The organism is Pseudomonas sp. WS 5503 (assembly GCF_012985385.1).
Taxonomy (GTDB): domain Bacteria; phylum Pseudomonadota; class Gammaproteobacteria; order Pseudomonadales; family Pseudomonadaceae; genus Aquipseudomonas; species Aquipseudomonas paracarnis.
The window spans coordinates 94,162-111,663 of sequence record NZ_JAAQWI010000006.1; the positions used below are offsets into that span (position 1 = coordinate 94,162).

The following is a 17,502-nucleotide window of genomic DNA, read 5'->3' on the forward strand; positions in this document are numbered from 1 at the left end:
ACAGGCTGATTGCGTTTAGTCAGTGATATAGCGAACGCCTGGCTTGGCGCGCTCGTCCACCACTAATTCAAAAATATCCGGCCGGGCGTAATGCCCCACTACGTCGTAGTCGTAGCGGGCCCGCACCAACTGATCAGTATCGATCTGCGCCGTCAACAACCCCGCCTCGCCCACCAACGGCCCCGCCAAAATGTCGCCCATGGGCCCGACGATCACGCTGCCGCCGGCAATCAACGGACGGTCCACCGGCCAGTTGGCAACCTCCACACCCAAGGCCTCGGGCGACGCCTGCACCTGGCAGGCGCTGACCACAAAGCAACGCCCTTCATGGGCAATATGGCGCATGCTCACCTGCCACATTTCGCGCTCGTCCACGGTGGGTGCACACCACACCTGAACGCCCTTGGCATACATCGCGGTGCGCAGCAACGGCATCATGTTTTCCCAGCACACCGCGCCGCCGATACGCCCCACCGCGGAGTCGATCACCGGCAGGGTCGAGCCGTCGCCCTTGCCCCAGATAAGCCGCTCGGTGCCGGTCGGCATCAGCTTGCGGTGCTTGGCCACCAGGCCGCCCGAGGGTTCGAAATACAACACCGTGCAGTACAGCGTGCTGCCACTGCGTTCGATCACGCCCAGCACCAGGCTGGCACCGGTACGCGCCGACATCCCGGCCAGCGCCTCGGTTTCTGGCCCCGGCACGTCAATGGCATTGGCAAAATACCGTGCAAAGGCTTCCCGGCCCTCGGGCAGGCGATAGCCCAATTGCGTGCCAAAGCTTTCGCCCTTGGGATAGCCGCCCAGCAACGCCTCGGGCATGACCACCAAGTGCGCGCCACTGCGCTGGATTTGATCCTCATAGGCCAGGATCTGCGCCAGGGTTTCAGCCTTGCCGCCAGGCAAGGCGCCGATTTGCAGGGCTGCGACAGTCGATACGGGCATCAGGCTCACTCCGATAGATAGGGGTTGCCCATTCTCCAGCCAGACTCGATCATGAATAAAGCCCACCTCAGTGCTAAATGATATGAGCCAAATGAATATCGCTCAGGTTGACCTGAACCTGCTCAAAACCTTCGAAGCCCTGCACGACGAGTCCAGTGCCAGCCGTGCGGCGCTGCGTTTGGGCGTGACGCAGTCGGCGATCAGCGCGGGCTTGCGGCGTTTGCGCGAGCTGTATGGTGACCCTTTGTTCGTGCGCACCGGACGCGGCCTGGCGCCCACATTGCGTGCCAACCAGTTGAAACCGGTGATCGGTGAGGCATTGGATCGCTGCCGCCAGAGCCTGGCGATGATCAGCCCGCAAAACCTGCACTACGAGGGCCGCTCGGTGGTGCTGGGGCTGTCGGATGACTTCGAGATTGCCTATGCCCGAAGCCTGATGGAGGCCATCGCACTGCGCCTGCCCAAGCTACGGGTGATCTTTCGCCAGACCTACAGCCAGATCGTCGCCGCCGCCCTGCTCGACCGCACGCTGGACCTGGCCATTACCGCCGGCGGTTTTACCGAGCGCAGGCTGAGCCGACAGGTGCTGGGGGAAGGTGACTATCGTTGCCTGGTAGACCCCCATAGCCTGGCGCCGGGCGAGGAGACTATCGACCTGCAAGGGTTTGTCACACGGGAACATGTATTAGTGTCGTCAGGCGGGTTTATCGGCATTACCGATGAAGGCTTGGCGGCGCACGGGCTGCGCCGCCACGTGTGCGCGTCCACCAGCCACTTTGCCGCGCTGCCGTATCTGCTCAAAGGCAGCACCGCAGTAGCAACCATTCCCGGGCATGCGGCCCACGCCATTGCGCAAATGACCGGCCTGCGCGTGCTGCCCTGCCCGCTGGCGCTACCGCATTACCCGGTGGAGTTGGGCTGGCGCACCCAGGCTCAGTTGGACCCGCTGTTGCTCAAGGTGCGCGAAGCGATTGTGGCGTGCTTTACTTTGCCGCCGCCATCAGCTTGTTGACTTCACTGCGCACCATGTTGGAAAACTCCGGCGGCGACATGCCATCGAGTTCGGCACGTACCCATTCGGCCCACTTGCCCTTGCGTTTGGCGCGCTCACCGAACAAGCGCGCGGCTTCGCCCTTGGCCTTGCCCAGGTTGGTTTGCCACAGGTCGTAGAGGCGCGACTTTTCATCTTCCAGCTCGGCGCGTTCGGCGAGGGTCTTGTTGGCGAGATTGAAGCTCATGTTGAATTACCTGCTGCACAAATAGGTGACATCTTACACTGTAGGCCCAAAGTTCCCGATCCGGATTTTGCCTCGGATGAGCGCGCCGGCAAAAAAACTGCAACTTTTGCCACCGCCCGATACTCCATTGTTCACTGCCACATCCACCTGCAAGGAGTCACTCAATGGCCCGCAAAACCGCCGCCCAAGCTGTCGAAGATCAAATCAAGGACCAAGCGTTCAGCGAACTGAGCGCATTGATCGAAGAGTCGGACAAACTGCTCAAAAGCAGCGCATCCCTGGTGGGCGAGGAAGGTGAAACCCTGCGCGAGCAGGTTGCCATCAAACTCAAGCAAGCCCTGGAATCGGTGTCCAACGTGCGTGAACGCAGCAAGCCGGTTGTGGATGCCACCGAGACTTACATCGGTGGGCACCCATGGCAGACCGTGGCCATTTCCGCTGGCTTTGGCCTGGTGGTCGGCCTGTTGCTAGGTCGCCGTAACTGATCCATTCAGGCTGCGCATCGCGCAGCCTGTTTCATCCCGCCGCCAAGGCCCTCAACTCGCGCAACGCCTGCGCATCCAGTTCGATCCCGGTTTCCTGCGACTTCGCCCGCGTGCGGTGGCGTCGGTCCCCCGGCAATCGACGCAGCCCCGCCGCATGCATCTGCCGCACCAGCTCCTGGCTGCGTTGGGCGAAGCTTTGCCCTGCGGTTTTACTCGGGTCGATCAAGATCAGGAGCTGGCCTGTCCACGGCGTACGCGCGCCGGGGTGGTCCGTCCAATCGAATTCAAAAGAGAAGTTGCCGCCCGTCAACGCTGCCGCCAGCAACTCGACCATCATCGACAGTGCCGACCCCTTGTGCCCGCCAAATGGCAACAGTGCGCCGCCTTCCAGAATGGCTTTAGGGTCCTGGGTCGGCTGACCGAGGCTATCGACGCCCATGCCCGGTGGCAACCGCTCGCCTTTGCGTGCGGCGATTTGCACGTCGCCATGGGCGATGGCACTGGTGGCCAGGTCAAACACAATCGGCGCACCGTCGGCCCGTGGTGCCGCAAACGCGATGGGGTTGGTGCCGAACAACGGGCGATCCGCGCCGTGGGGCACCACACAGGTCATGCTGTTGACCACGCTGAGTGCCACTAGCCCCTCCTCGGCAAACGGCTCGACGTCCGGCCACAGGGCTGCAAAGTGATGGGAGTTATGGATCGCCAGCAACGCGATGCCGGCGCTGCGTGCCTTCTCCACCAGCAACGGGCGCGCCGCTGCCAGGGCCGGCTGGGCAAAACCATTGCCCGCGTCAACGCGCAAAAAGCCTGAGGCCACATCGGTCACGCTGGGGACGGCGGTGCCGTTGACCCATCCACTGGCCAGCGTCGAAAGGTAACCGGGGATGCGAAAAATACCGTGACTGTGGGCACCGTCACGCTCGGCACTTGCGCAGTTGTGCGCAAGAATCGCAGCAACCTGCGGCGATGTGCCGTGCCGGACGAAGACCTGTTGAAGTAACTCCACCAGTTCAGCGAAGCGAATCGAGGCACAAGCAGTGGCAACTGTCGACTGCGCAGACATTTGAAGCTCCGTTTTTATGATTGGAAGGGGCAACGAATGGGACATCCAGACCCTCGATTAAACACCACGCACGCTCTGCGTTGTCAACGTGCGCAGCGCTGAATATTTACCGCCTTGCACCACGGGCGCCTGCCTACCCTTTGCTTTTCCTGGCACGCCGGAGACAGGCTGTGGTTCGCTTAACCCCCCCGTATTTCTTCCCTGAGTTTCTCAAACCCCAAGGCAAAGCCTCGCCCACCGCTCGTGAACGCACGCTAGGGCTCACCGCCAAAGACCTTGATTGGCTGTACAACCTTTACCTGGCTACCGACGAGTCTCGGCAGGACACAAGCCGGCACGATCACCCCATGCGCGTTGAAAAGGTCCTGATCAACATTTCCGGCAAGCCCCCCATCCCCCTTGCCGGCGCGTTCGCGATCAGCCCGACACCCGACGCCGCCAAGGCGTTGCTCTACACCCCGGATAACGGCATACAGGTCTATGACAGCCACGCCGCCCTGCTGAGCGAGTTGATCGAGCAATTGGAAGACCCACTGCAGAGCGCCCCTTTGCTGAGCTACCTGTCGATGGACCAACGCAATGCGCTGGGCGCTGACACGCCCATGGTGTTGACCACTCAGCTCATCGAGGGTGAAGTCATGCCGGAGCAAGCACGCATGCTCCAGGCCTGCCAGCTGGATAACGTCGAGGCCATGCTCGACCACCTGCAAAAAACCCCGACCTTGCCTGACATGCTCGACACGCTGCTGAGCGTCATGGCCCGCCCCCATTTCAAACACCTGGATCAACGGGACACACGGGTCAATGTCTTCACCCGCGAAGCTGAGCAAGCAACGCCACGTTGGGTCAACTCGCTGACCTTGAGCGAAGCGCTGCTGCAATTTTATGTGCGCCATGGGTGGCCCAAAGGGCAGACACGCGAATACTCGAACCCAAAACATGACACCACTGGCTTCACCGCCTCCGAACGGGAAGAAGATCACCAGCGTTGGGAAGCCTTGATCGAACAAAGCTCCAGTACTTTCTCGAAGCTGTTGGAAAGCCTGCTGCAGACCTACTGGAATGAAGATATCGACAGCGGCACCTCGCGCGTGGATTTTTTTGCCCAGGTCGTGGCGCAGAAGTTTCGCCTCGATGTGTTGCTCAAGCGCCAGGGCGAGATTATTACCGCCGAGGAAAGCCATGCATTTCAGGCCCTGTTCCTCAGCGACCAAAGCGCCCGCAGCGCCCATGCCGAAAACCTCAGCGTGGAAAAGGTGCGCCTTTATGCCCCCCATCAACATTACGTTGAACCGGCGAGCACCTTGATGATCACCGAGCACCACGCGTACCTCTACACCCAATCGCGCGGGTTACAGGTGCTGGAAAACCTCGACCACCTCAAAGACCTGTTATTGAGCATGCTCAAGGCCGAAGGCTACGAGGACGAATGGCTCAACTTCCTCTCATTGGATGAGCGCGACACGCTGCTCGGCCTGGACCCGATCGCCGTCGCGGCAAGGCCGATACCCGGCAATGTGTTCGTGACCTTGGTACAAGACATTGCGCGCAAGCAAACGGAGAACCTTAACCACGCCCTGGAAATCTACCGGCGCAGCGATGGCCAAGTGGACCTCGCAGCCCTGCTCGACAGTGCCCTGGACGTACGTGCCTTGCTGGACAATCAACTGGCCACACTGGAGACCAACGGGCGCTGGACCTTGCATCCGGTCACCCGCGGTAATGGCCGCCCTTCGACCGTCAAGGCCGAGCGCGCCCGGCTGCAGCTTCAGAACCTGCGGGCGATTGAGCGTGCGCTGGCGATGGAGCGCGCGCATCACCCGACCTTACGTAGCATCGTCGCTGACACGCTCAACGCTGAACTGCAACTGCAGCAACAGCCAGTCAAAGCCGAGGAGGTGTATATCAATACCTACGCCACGCGTGCCCAGGAGCGTGAAGAGCGTCCGGCAGTGCAGTCATTGAGCATGCTTGAGCACTTCATTGAACGCCTGGCCCAAGAGGCGCCTGCGGTGCCCTTCTCGTCCAGGACGAAGTTCTATACACGGGGCGAAGGCAATGTCTTCATGCAATTGCCAAGCATGACGCTCAAGACGTTCAACACCGTCATCGAGCGCGTCCTGCTGCTGTTTTCCAAGCACGCCATGCGCCAGCAACCCCATGAGTTTCTCGTCAAGACTCACGCCAAACACGCCCACTCGATGCTGGTAGGGTTACGCAGCGAAGCCGAGCTGAGGTCGCTGGATAAAACCCTGGCGCCCACAAGCCAGGCCATTCTCGACACGCTATTTCAGCCCGACAGTCTGTCGCGCTTGACACGCCATGGCCTTAACGGATTTTTGCCGGATGCCTATGGCTTGACGTTGGACTTGAACGCCGTCGATACGCCACAACCGCTGGCCAATACGTTCGTGATCACTGAGCGCGGCGGTATCGACCCGCAGCGCTCGGGCCAGGCGCTGCTCTGGACCCCGCGCCTGGGCTACGAAGTCTTTGCCTCGATCAACGCCCTGCGCGATGAAATCACCCAGCGCCTGGCGCACCCACTCAACAGCTTGAGCCTGCTGGAGAATCTGCCGTTCTGCTTGCGCGAGCCCCATCAGGCATTTAGCCAGGGCCCGCTGCAACGTATTGATCGGGACCTGTTGAATGACCGAGTAGACAGCTACAACGACGCGGTCATGGAAGGCGTGGATCACCTGCAATCCATGGGCCTGCGCGCCCGTGCCTTGCAGGACCGGTTGGACGCCGTCATCGAACAGCCTCCGCCCACTAACCTTGGCAGGGCAATCACACTGGCCGATGCCATGGTCAACCAGCAGGCACTGCCACTGTGGCTGGGGATGGCGCCGGCCCAGGACCAAATCCACCAGGCCGAGCTTCTGGAGCAATACTGCAACAACGCCGACGATGAACACGACTACCTGCATGACATCCAACCCCTGCGTGATTATGCCTTCACCACGCTGATGGCGCTGCTTGAGGCGCGCTTTCCCGGCCAGGCGCTCAACCCCGATCACATCCTGATCCCCACCGGTGCAGTGCTCGATGTGAATGTCGACAACCTGACCGACTTTGCGTTGCGGCACTGGCCAGATCTGACCGTTCAACACATCCGCCCGCGTTCACGCACGGCAAAGCCATTACCGCAAGCCCTGGACGCAAGTGCCGTGATACAAATGGTGCGCCAGCTGGATCTCAAAAGCGCTTATCAGCAACAGGTGCGAAGCCACCTTGAGGCGCAAACCGATGATGCACGCCAACGCAGACGTCTGTTTTGCCGTCAGTTGCCGTGGCAAGCGCTGCAACACGCCCACGAGCAGAGGTTGCAGGAGCGGCTTTCCACGCGAGCCTTGAGCCTGGTCCAGCAGATTTTCGATATGCCGGACGCCGTGGCCCGAGCTTCACTCAGCGGGTCCACGGCGACGATTCGACCGCTGGAGCTGATCGCCACCGAAGGCGCCAGTACCGCCAAGGTGTTGGGCGTGTACCTGATCGGCCCGCAGCTTCCCGGCGAGGGTCCATGGGTGCTCTACGCGCCCTACAGCGAACAGCATGTGTTCAAGGAATACGCGGATGAAACGGCCTTGCTGGATGAGATACAAGGGCCAGGCGCCCTGCAGGACTGGGTGCTTATGCACCTGGAAGATCCGCACCAGGCCACTTACCGCCACTTGCTGAAAAACAACCAGCATAGCCCGCCCGATATCCGCCTGGCCGCTTCGGCAGTGACGGGCAATGTGCTGCATTACCTGTTCAGTGAAAACACATTGATGTTGCTCAAGGTGCTGGGCAGCCAATTCGAAGAAGGCGCCAAGACCCTGTGGGATCACGCAACGCGTCTGTTCGGCAAGGACATCCCGACGGCGGTGCAGTTCATGGCCGGCAAACTCGCCTACCCGCTGGTGGTATGGCGCAGCTACACCTTGTTCAAGCGCTCGGCCGAAGCCTTGCAGCTACACCAGTGGAAGGCTGCATTCAAGGATTTCGTCAGGGGCGTGGCGCAAATGGCCGCCCTGCGCCGTGCGCTGGATGGCACCGCCATTGCCCCACCCACTGAAAAGGAGCGCTCGCTGGCCGAGCTGACAGATGAGTCACTGCCCGCAGCCACCACCCTCGCCACCTGGCATATCACCTGCCCTTCGCGCACCCGGCTGCAGCCGTTCGAGGCACAGGATGTGGCGTTGCAAGACCTGAAAAAGAGCACGCTCAGCCAGGTGTATGAAGACCAGGAAAACTCGAAATACTATGTTCCGCTGGCCGGCAAGGTGTATAGCGTCAAGAAAGCCGCACAACACTGGCGCCTCGCCAACGACGAGCAGGTGGGGCCGTACATCGGCCGTAATGCGCAGGGCATATGGGTACTGGAGCTGGGCGGCCAGGAGCCGCGCTTCGGCAGGGCTCAGTCGTACCTCAAGACGTGGCGCAATGAAGTACGGGATATCAACATTGAAGCGGTCGGTATCCGCGATATTGGCGCGTTGACCTATTGGAAAGCCCAAGCCATCACTGAAGCGTTGAACTTTGCGACTTATTACGCGCTGAACTGCCGCCGCAACGTTGCGCAATTTGCTGTACAACGCGACCCTGACAGCCGGGTTGGGCGATTTTTAGGGGAAATGTTTGGTGTCGTCACACTGACCCCGGACCAGGTCTTGAGAGTCACAAAAATAATCGACGAGATTATCGATGAACTCACCGACCCCAGCTTGACCGGTCCGAACTCCATGCGCTTTGTCGCGGGCACCAGCCGACAGGATCCGGCGTCGGATTATGCATTCATGATTCCCGCCGACAGAGAACGCAAGCTGTATCTGCTGAGCCGATTCTTCGACCCCAATCTGGACGTCTACCAGAACCGTCTGCTGGAGAATGTGGCGTTCAACATATCGACGCACGCCAGGGCCAGCACGCTGATTCACGAATTATCGCACTTGAAGCTCGACACCGTGGACATCGCCTACCTGGACAGCATGCGACCCTTCCCAGACTTGATCAATATCGCAAGGCCCGGCGCCGAAGTGCTTAAAACCACCCTGGAAGATTTGCGCAGCACCGCGTTATCGACGATGACGCCTGCAACGATGCTGTTCAAGACTCAAGACAGCCTCACCGAATTGTGGGAAGACTTTAAGCCTGGTTCTGCAATTAAAAAGAAAATTTTCAAGGCTACTGGCGCCAAGACCCTGCAGGACGCGAGGATCATTTTCATGTCAGTCCCTGATAAGCGTATTGACACCATCCTGGCCAACGCCGACTCGGTGACGTACCTGATCACCCATCTTGGCCGCCAGCTGGAGCCGGGGGCCTGAACGGCCCCCGGCGAGTGCATCAGTCTTTCTGGTCACGCAGCACGTTACCGGAAGCGCCGTCGATGCGCGCCTCATACACGATGCCATCGGACTTGCGACCTTTGACTTCCCAATAGCCATTGTCATCCGCTTCAGCGGCGTAGACCTCAATGTAGCCGGCCTTGGTTTTCGCCACCTCGATGGCTTTCTCAATGGTGATCCAGCCTGCACCCGGCTTGTCGGCCATGGCGGCGCCAGCGCTCAACAGCGCGGAAGTAGCACACAGGGCGATCAAGGTTTTCTTGAACATTTTCGTACTCCATAGTGGACGACAGGTTAATTCCTGATTTTTTAGGCGCACACAAACAAGAATAAGTTCCAATTGATGTGCAATCGCCATGATGCGGTTCTCGCCGTCTACCTTGGGAGGTTAGAATGTGGGAAATCAGGATGAGTTAATGAGCGAAAAGCCCCTTTCAGAAACCGAATATGACGCCATCACCGACGCCGCCGCGCATTGGTGCATGCGCCTGCATGCTGCAGATTGCACGGCGGGCGAACGTCAGGCTTTTACCCAGTGGCACGATGCCGATCCGCTGCACGCCTTCGAATATGCAGCCATGCTCGAAATCTGGGACGTGGCCGACCACCTGCCCCGCGACAAGCCTGAGGCGGTGGTGGTCCCAATCAAGAAGCCGGCCAGCCGCTTGCGCACCTACGCGGTGGCCGCAGCGGTGTGCCTGGCGGCATTGCCGCTTGCCGCCCTCACCGGCTGGGAAGCGGGCTGGTTGCCCAGCTCATATGAACGGTTCGAAGCAGCCAATGGCTTGAAAAAAGTCACCCTGGGCGATGGCAGCCAAGTGGAGTTGAACTTGGGTACCGAATTGGTCTACAGCCATTACAAGGACCAGCGCCGTGTCACCCTGAAAAAGGGCGAAGCGTTCTTCAACGTCACGCACGACAGCAACCACCCGTTTATCGTGCGGGCCGGCGAAGGCCAGGTGCGAGTGACCGGCACGCAGTTCAATGTCTGGGAATATGAAGATCAGGTGCGGGTGATGTTACTGGAGGGCTCGGTGCAGATCTCCAGCGACGGCGAGCATGCCAGTGTGCCGCTTAGCCCAGGCATGCAAGCCAGTTTCCGCCAGGGTGACGCCACCCCGCAGGTCGCCGCTATCAATCCCGATGACACCGCGCTGGCATGGCGCCAGGGCAAGCTGGTGCTCGACAACCTGACCCTCACGGACGCCTTGCCCCTGATCAACCGCTACCTGAAAAAGCCGGTGATGCTTGCAGACGCCAGTACCGGTGCGATTCGCGTCGGCGGTATCTATAACATCAACGAGGTCAACAACCTCGTGCCCTCCCTGCCCAAGGTGTTGCCGGTCTACCTGACCCAAAACCAGGACGGCAACCCTGTGCTCAATTCCATTCCGCGTAAAACCCCCAAGGGCTGAGCCCGCTCGCACGAAGCGGTACGTTTGGGCCGCGGGTGTCCATTTTTGAAACACCTCCCTCACCTGCATCGCCCGCCGTGTGCGGATTCATGGTTCTGTCACAGGCAGTGTTACATGGCTGAGACGGCGTGAGGCGAGCACAGGCATATCTCAAGCGCTCAGGACTGTTTCAACCCTGAAACAGAGTTACCATCACTTTGCCCCGACTTAATCCCAACCCCTTGAATATCAACATCTAATAAAAAGCGGCACGCCTTCTGCTCTTTCCCTGACAACGCTGTTTAGGGTCAGCGTTAAGAATAAGGACTGCCGCCGTGAACACACTCACACACACCTCGTCGATAAACGTACTGCTGATCGGTTGCGTGCTCAGTGCAGGTGTCAGCCTGACGAGCCAGGCGGGTGACGGTGTGATCGTGACCGGGCGTACGGTGCAGGGCCACATGTACGGGCGCACCTCCCTGCCCGACCCCTACCCCAATACCGCCAACGCCAACCCCAGCAAAGAGATCAACAGCGCCCTGACCGGCGAACTCAGTGACAGGGACATCGGCGGCATCAGCAGTGGTTCCAGCCTCGCCCGCACCCTTCAGCCCAATGGCAGCTTGTCGGGCCTGGGCGCCACCCAAAACAGCATGTCGACACTTGGCGCTGGCGCAGCGGCCGGCCACGGTGCGGGCAGCGGCGGCGGCATGGGCGGGCAGATCAGCGACTCGGTCCAGCGTGGCATGGCGCCGCTCAACAATCTCGGCAGCATGATGGGGGGCAAGTGATGAAGCGCGCCCTGTTGATATTCGCCCTGCTGGGCTGCGCCTCGGCAATGGCCGACAACAGCGCGGTGATCAACCACAGCGGCCAGCAGTACGACGGTGTGCTGTCGATCAACCAGGCCGCCGGCACGGGGCAGCAAATGTCCAACAGCCGCGCCATCGCGCTCGGCGGCCAGGCCACCAACGTCGACATCCAGCGCGTCGACGGCAAGGTCGACCCGTCCCTGAGCGCCAAGGCCGCGATCCAGGGCAACTCATTCAGCAGTGGCAACGGTGTGCTGGGCATCAACCAGTCTGCCGGGGCCAATAACCAATCCATCAACGCTGTGCGGATCAGCCTCAACCCTGGCCCGCAGAGCATCGATGACAGCGTCCTGTTGCAACAGAACACGACGACGCTGGCAACCGACTCAGGGCTCACCCCCATCACTGGCAGCCGCCAGGTCGTGACCAGCGACCAGGCCTTCACCGGCAGCCGAGGAGTGACACAGGTGAACCAGAGTGCCGGGGTGGGGAACCGAGTGGCTAACACCCTGGGCATCACTATCAAGTAACCGCTTGGTAGACGTTCGTTAGACCGTACCAACACTTAACCAACTAATTAGAAGCAAGGAGAAACACCATGAAACCTCAAATGGCTCTGAAACCAATGGTTTTCGCTCTCGCCGCACTCATGGCTGCTGCTGCTCAAGCGGGTGGCTGGCATCCAACCCCACAACCCACCGGTACCGTGGCCGCTGTCGTCACCGATGTGCAAAAAAGCGAACACAACAAATTCGATGACACCAACACCGAGAACAATGCATCAGCCGACAACTCGGTAAATAGCAACAGCGGTAATGTCGGGGTCAACGCACAATCAGGTTCCGGAAACCAGGCTGACAACGCCGGCGCCATCTCCAGTGCCAAAGGCGACTTCGCCACCGTGTTTGCCGTGATTGATGTCGACCAAGGCAGCTCGCATAACAACTTCGTCAACAAAGGCACGCAAAACAACGCCTCTCTGGACGGCTCCATCACCGGCAACTCCGGCAACGTGGGTTACAACGGCCAGGCCGGCCAGGGCAACCAGGGTAAAAACAACCTGGCCATCACCACCGCTGACGGCAAGAACATCGCAGCGGCTTCCAACACCGAGCAGAACTCGCTCAACAACAGCTACCTGAACACGGCCGCCAGCAGCCATGGTTATGGCAAGCCTCAGTACGTGTCCAACAACGCAAGCCTCGACAACTCGGTTAACCGCAACTCCGGCAACGTAGGTGTCAACCTGCAATCCGGTGCGGGCAACCAAGGCAGCAACAGCCTGTCGATCGGCCAAGGTTGCAGCGTCTGCGCCAGCGGCGTGCGCTTCTGATCCAACGGGGCCTTGGCGACAAGGCCCTTTTTATTTCAGTGTCCAACAGGTCATTCGATCATGCGTATCGCGACCCTCACCCTCCTGATGTTACTCACCGGCACTACCTGGGCAGGCACCATGGCAATCTCCGCCATGCCCGGCGGTGCGGTGATTTTCAAGAAGGTGGAGAGCATTCGCGAGCGCCGGTTCGCCAACCTGGTGGAACAGAAAACCGATTTCAGCTGCGGTGCCGCCGCACTCGCCACCATCCTGCGCCAGGCCTATTGGCTGGACGTCGACGAAGCACACATCATCAAAGGCATGCTGGTCACTGCCGACCAGGACCTGGTACGAACCCAGGGCTTTTCCATGCTGGATATGAAGCGCTACCTCGAAAGCATCGGCATGCGTGCCCGGGGCTACAAGATCGCGCCCGAGACCCTGCTGACCGTGAAAATCCCCGTGGTGGTGCTGCTGGAAATCCGCGGCTACAAGCACTTCGTGGTGTTGCAACGGGCCGACAAGGACTGGGTGTACATCGGCGACCCCGTATTGGGCCACAAGCGCTATTCCCATGACGATTTCGTCAAAGGCTGGAATGGCATTGTCTTCGCCGTACTGGGCGAGGGTTACGACAAGGCCAACGTCTTGCTCGACCCGCCCCTGCCGCTGACCGCCAAGAGCCAGATGAATGAGTTCCGGCCTGTGGGCGATGCCGAGCTGATGGATTTCGGTTTTATCCAGAGCGACTTCTTCTAGAAGCGCAATAAGGGGCAGGACGCCCCAGGAGCAGCAGATGAACACTTCCCGTTGGCTGACGGTCTTGTGTCTGGCCGCCTCAATGCCTGCTTATGCGTCCTCGGGGTTCAAGCCCATCGAACTCAAGGACGCCGAAATGGCCGAGCTGCGTGGCCGTTACGTGATGCCGGGGCGCATCATCAGCTTTGGCATTGTCATGAGCAGCACCTGGACCAATGCCGTCGGTGACAACATCACGGGCACGGCCAACATGCACATCGACAAGACCACCATTACCCCACAGTTCTACGTGCAAACCACCGGCTCGACCGGTACCGGCACGCGCCCCAACACGGGCACCGGAAATGTGGTCGGTGGTGCCGGCCTCGGCAGCGGCCAGGGCGTGACCCAAAGTGTACGCGCCGCCGGCGATGGCAACGCCGCCTACAACAATGTGGGCATCAACGTCGAAAATGGGGTTAGCCCCGCCAATAACCTGCAGTCCGGCCAGGTGCTGGTGGCGGGCGGCACAGTGACCGGGGACAGCGCCGCGGGCCGTGTCAGCGTATCGGCCAACAGTGGCGGCGTGCAGATGGCCATCCAGGCCAATCACAACCAGGGCAACAGCCTGCAACAGATCGGCGCGGGGAATGTGCTGCAGGGCACGGTATTGACCGGCGATAGCAACCTTGTCAGAAACATCACCCAGATCAATGTCGTGATGAACAATAACGGGCTGAATAACGCCGCGTTGAACTGCAATCTGGATCAACTCAAAGGCCTACGCACGCTCGGTTATTGAACTACGCTGACCCTCGACACTCACGCATTAGAAAAGGACGGCTTATTTCATGCATCGATCGTTATCGCTACGTGCGGTGGTTTGTTTGAGTACGCTCTTGCCCGCATCCGTGCTGTATGCCGCGCCAGACGCTGACATCGAAACCCTGAAGAAGGAACTCCTGGAACTCAAGCAACGCTACGACGTGCAGCAAAAAGCCTTGGCTGTGCTGGAACAACGTGTGCGTCAGGTCGAGGACCAACCGGCAACGCCCGCCCCCAGGCGCCTGGCCAAATCACCGGCTGACTTCAAGAACGGCGCTAACACTGTCGCGGCTAGTGGTACGGGCGCAGCCGCGGCATCCGGTGGCGCTGGCGGGGGTGGCAGCTCCTACGGCCAGTCCCTCAAGGACGACTCGGCCCCTGCGCAAAGTGTGAGCAACCTGTACAACGAAGCCAGCGGCTTTTTCGGCAATGGCAAGTTCAGCGTGGAAACCGGCATCACCTATGCCCGTTATGACGCGCGCCAGTTGACGCTCAATGGTTTCCTGGCGCTGGACTCGATTTTCCTCGGCAACATCAACCTGGACCGGATCAAGTCCGACAGCTGGACCCTGGACCTTACCGGGCGCTACAACGTCGACAACCGCTGGCAGTTCGACCTGAACGTGCCGGTGGTGTACCGCGAGTCCACCTACCAGTCGGGCGGCGCCGGCAACGACGCCACCGCCACCTCCGAAGGTTCCGTGACCCGTGACCCGACCATCGGCGATGTCAACTTTGGCGTGGCGTACAAGTTCCTCGACGAAACCTCGACCTTGCCGGACGCAGTGGTATCCGTGCGCGTCAAGGCACCGACGGGCAAGGAGCCTTTTGGTATCAAACTGGTCCAGCAACCGAACAACGACAACCTCTACGTGCCCGAAAGCCTGCCCACGGGCAACGGGGTATGGTCGGTCACGCCGGGCATCTCCCTGGTCAAGACCTTCGACCCGGCCGTGCTGTTCGGTTCGTTGTCGTACACCCACAACTTTGAAGACTCGTTCGATGACATCAGCAGTCAAGTCAATCAGAAGGTGGGAGGCAAGGTGCGCCTGGGCGACAGCTTCCAGTTCGGGGTCGGCGTCGCCTTTGCCCTGAACGAGAAGATGAGCATGTCGTTCTCGGTTTCCGACCTGGTGCAGCGCAAGAGCAAACTCAAGCCGGATGGCGGCGACTGGCAATCGGTGGTGTCCAGCGATGCCAACGCGGGCTACTTCAACGTGGGTATGACGATTGCCGCCTCGGATAACCTGACCATCGTGCCGAACCTGGCGATTGGCATGACCGATGATGCACCGGACTTTACGTTCAGCCTGAAATTCCCGTATTACTTCTAGCAATAAGAGGGACGCGGGGCGTCCGGTGATGCATTCCCACGCGGAGCGTGGGAACGATCATTGCCCGAAGGCGGTGTGTCAGTTGCTGTGTCTGTGAATGCACTACCGCTTTCGCAGGCAAGCCAGCTCCCACATTGGCCCTGTATTGCCCACAGAATCAGCGCCTGACACAAATCCCCTGTGGGAGCGGGCTTGCCCGCGATGACGGTGTGTCCGTCACTGAAGCTTTAACTGAACCACCGCTTTCGCAGGCAAGCCAGCCTCCCACATTGGCCCTGTATTGCCCACAGAATCAGCGCCTGGCACAGATCTCCTGTAGGAGCGGGCTTGCCCGCGAAAGCGGAGTGTCAGTCACTGAATCTCTAGCTGAACCACCGCCTTCGCAGGCAAGCCAGTTCCCACATTGGGTTTACCCGCCCTAGCGGATCTGGTGTTTGTGCAGCAACCGGTAGAACGTCGGCCGGGAAATCCCCAGCACGCGGGCCGCGACACTGAGGTTGTCGCTGTGCCGGTTGAGCACATCGCACAGCGCCTGACGTTCGGCACGGTGCTTGTAGTCTTCCAATGTCGCCATCGGCGCCGAAATGACTTGCTGGCCTTGCAGCCCCAGGTCAACCGCTTCGATCTGCCGCCCTTCGGCCAGCACCAGGCCGCGCCGCACGCGGTTGGCCAGTTCACGCACATTGCCCGGCCACGGGTGTTGCCCCATCGCCACCAAAGCCTCTTCGCTGAAACTGCGCGGGCGCCGTCCGGTTTCCTGGCTGTAGAAACGTGAAAAGTGGTTGGCCAGCATCGCCACGTCGCCATGGCGTTCGCGCAACGGCGCGGTGACCACTTGCAGCACATTCAGGCGGTAATACAGGTCTTCGCGAAAAGCGCCCTTCTCCACCGCGGCCTCGAGGTTGACGTGGGTGGCAGCCAACACGCGTACATCCACCGGGATCGGCTGGCTGCCGCCAACGCGTTCGATGTGTTTTTCCTGAAGAAAGCGCAACAAGTTGGCTTGCAGCTCCATCGGCAGATCGCCAATTTCATCGAGGAACAGGGTGCCGCCATTGGCCGCTTCAATACGTCCGATCTTGCGCTGGTGGGCGCCGGTGAACGCGCCTTTTTCGTGGCCGAACAACTCGGACTGGATCAGGTGTTCAGGGATGGCGCCGCAATTGATCGCGACGAACGGCTTGGCGTGCCGCTGGGATTGGCGGTGCAAAGTCTTGGCCACTAACTCTTTGCCCGTACCGCTGTCACCGCGGATCAACACCGGGGACTCAGTAGGCGCCAACTTGGACAACAACTTGCGCAACTCTCGGATGGGACGGCTTTCGCCCAGCAATTCATGGGGCTCATCCACCGGGGCGTAGCCCTTGCCACGCAGGCGCGCCATGCCGAACGCACGGCCCAGGGTCACCTGCACCCGGGATACATCGAAGGGCAAGGTGTGAAAGTCGAAAAACCATTCGCAGACAAAATCGCCGACGTTCTGCAAACGCAGTACATCCTGGCTGAGCACGGCGATCCACTCGGTGCCGCTGCGACCAATCAACTCCTTGACTGCTTCAGGGCGTTCCAGGTGATCGCGTTGCAAACGCAGCAGGCCCACATCGCAGGAGCGCTCACCTACCGCCTCCAAGGCACAGCTGTCCACTTCCCAGCCGGCGGTGCGTAAGCCGGGTAATAACCCGTGGCAATCGTCACAGGGGTCGACCACCAGTAAGCGGCGTTGGGCGGGTGTCGCAACCATGACTGCTCCTTGGCGCCAATATTGTTAAAGTTATTTAGAAACAACAGTTTGTGTCGACTGCTGGTAACCCTAGCAAGATCTTGACGCTTACCTTGTACCCTTTCGCTATAAGCGTGGGCAAAAAGCCATGCCTGTTTCGTAGCGCGCCAGAAGTTGCTCGCCAGTCAAAGGTTTATTGCGCTTTCAAAACAGCCGCTTACATGACGTCAATCAGGGAACGTTAAAATTTCTTGCCCTAGCATGTGACCCGCACCCCACCATCGTGCATCAGTACAA

The 17,502-nt window shown here is 60.1% G+C and carries 15 protein-coding genes; 10 read left to right on the top strand and 5 right to left on the bottom strand.

Annotated features, from left to right (window positions below; genetic code table 11):
* Positions 1–15 precede the first annotated feature (15 nt).
* Positions 16–942 (bottom strand): carbon-nitrogen hydrolase family protein, encoded by a 927-nt coding sequence (locus HBO10_RS16760; RefSeq protein ID WP_034127707.1) that lies wholly within the window; start codon positions 940–942, stop codon positions 16–18.
* A 91-nt stretch (positions 943–1,033) separates the two neighbouring features.
* On the opposite strand from HBO10_RS16760, the gene HBO10_RS16765 reads away from it, so the two are divergent.
* A complete protein-coding gene (locus tag HBO10_RS16765) occupies positions 1,034–1,954 on the top strand; it encodes a LysR family transcriptional regulator (protein WP_034127708.1) in 921 nt (306 codons plus the stop codon).
* Here the strand turns inward: HBO10_RS16765 and HBO10_RS16770 are convergent.
* Positions 1,926–2,180 (bottom strand): hypothetical protein, encoded by a 255-nt coding sequence (locus tag HBO10_RS16770; protein ID WP_003190904.1) that lies wholly within the window; start codon positions 2,178–2,180, stop codon positions 1,926–1,928. The two genes, HBO10_RS16765 and HBO10_RS16770, sit on opposite strands and share 29 nt — an antisense overlap.
* Positions 2,181–2,344: 164 nt before the next feature.
* Between HBO10_RS16770 and HBO10_RS16775 the strand changes: the two genes are divergently transcribed.
* On the top strand, positions 2,345–2,665 hold the full coding sequence (locus HBO10_RS16775) for a DUF883 family protein (protein WP_019817806.1): 321 nt from the start codon (positions 2,345–2,347) through the stop codon (positions 2,663–2,665).
* A 31-nt stretch (positions 2,666–2,696) separates the two neighbouring features.
* On the opposite strand, the gene HBO10_RS16780 is transcribed toward HBO10_RS16775, so the two are convergent.
* On the bottom strand, positions 2,697–3,731 hold the full coding sequence (locus HBO10_RS16780; RefSeq protein WP_034127709.1) for an Ldh family oxidoreductase: 1,035 nt from the start codon (positions 3,729–3,731) through the stop codon (positions 2,697–2,699).
* A 170-nt stretch (positions 3,732–3,901) separates the two neighbouring features.
* Between HBO10_RS16780 and HBO10_RS16785 the strand changes: the two genes are divergently transcribed.
* Complete coding sequence (locus HBO10_RS16785; protein ID WP_034127710.1) at positions 3,902–9,043, top strand: DUF6543 domain-containing protein; 5,142 nt, start codon at positions 3,902–3,904, stop codon at positions 9,041–9,043.
* 19 nt (positions 9,044–9,062) lie between these two features.
* On the opposite strand, the gene HBO10_RS16790 is transcribed toward HBO10_RS16785, so the two are convergent.
* On the bottom strand, positions 9,063–9,332 hold the full coding sequence (locus HBO10_RS16790; protein WP_034127711.1) for a PepSY domain-containing protein: 270 nt from the start codon (positions 9,330–9,332) through the stop codon (positions 9,063–9,065).
* Positions 9,333–9,480: 148 nt separating this feature from the next.
* On the opposite strand from HBO10_RS16790, the gene HBO10_RS16795 reads away from it, so the two are divergent.
* The 7 genes from HBO10_RS16795 (at position 9,481) to HBO10_RS16825 (ending at position 15,485) form a co-directional block, all read left to right on the top strand.
* Positions 9,481–10,479 (top strand): FecR family protein, encoded by a 999-nt coding sequence (locus HBO10_RS16795; protein WP_034127712.1) that lies wholly within the window; start codon positions 9,481–9,483, stop codon positions 10,477–10,479.
* Between the two features lie 314 nt (positions 10,480–10,793).
* Entirely contained in the window at positions 10,794–11,252 is a 459-nt protein-coding gene (locus tag HBO10_RS16800) for a hypothetical protein (RefSeq protein ID WP_034127713.1), read from the top strand.
* A complete protein-coding gene (locus HBO10_RS16805; RefSeq protein ID WP_034127714.1) occupies positions 11,252–11,803 on the top strand; it encodes a hypothetical protein in 552 nt (183 codons plus the stop codon). The genes HBO10_RS16800 and HBO10_RS16805 overlap by 1 nt, the downstream gene beginning before the upstream one ends.
* Positions 11,804–11,871: 68 nt before the next feature.
* Positions 11,872–12,606 carry a hypothetical protein gene (locus HBO10_RS16810; RefSeq protein ID WP_003190893.1) on the top strand — a complete coding sequence of 245 codons (735 nt, stop codon included), beginning with the start codon at positions 11,872–11,874 and terminating at the stop codon, positions 12,604–12,606.
* Positions 12,607–12,666: 60 nt separating this feature from the next.
* Positions 12,667–13,347, top strand: coding sequence for a C39 family peptidase (locus HBO10_RS16815; protein ID WP_019817800.1), 681 nt, complete (start codon positions 12,667–12,669; stop codon positions 13,345–13,347).
* A 37-nt stretch (positions 13,348–13,384) separates the two neighbouring features.
* Positions 13,385–14,128: a hypothetical protein gene (locus tag HBO10_RS16820; RefSeq protein WP_034127715.1), complete on the top strand. Its 744-nt coding sequence runs from the start codon at positions 13,385–13,387 to the stop codon at positions 14,126–14,128.
* A 49-nt stretch (positions 14,129–14,177) separates the two neighbouring features.
* On the top strand, positions 14,178–15,485 hold the full coding sequence (locus tag HBO10_RS16825) for a hypothetical protein (protein WP_034127716.1): 1,308 nt from the start codon (positions 14,178–14,180) through the stop codon (positions 15,483–15,485).
* A 418-nt stretch (positions 15,486–15,903) separates the two neighbouring features.
* Here the strand turns inward: HBO10_RS16825 and HBO10_RS16830 are convergent, their stop codons facing one another.
* Positions 15,904–17,226, bottom strand: coding sequence for a sigma-54 dependent transcriptional regulator (locus HBO10_RS16830; RefSeq protein WP_034127717.1), 1,323 nt, complete (start codon positions 17,224–17,226; stop codon positions 15,904–15,906).
* Between the last annotated feature and the right edge of the window lie 276 nt (positions 17,227–17,502).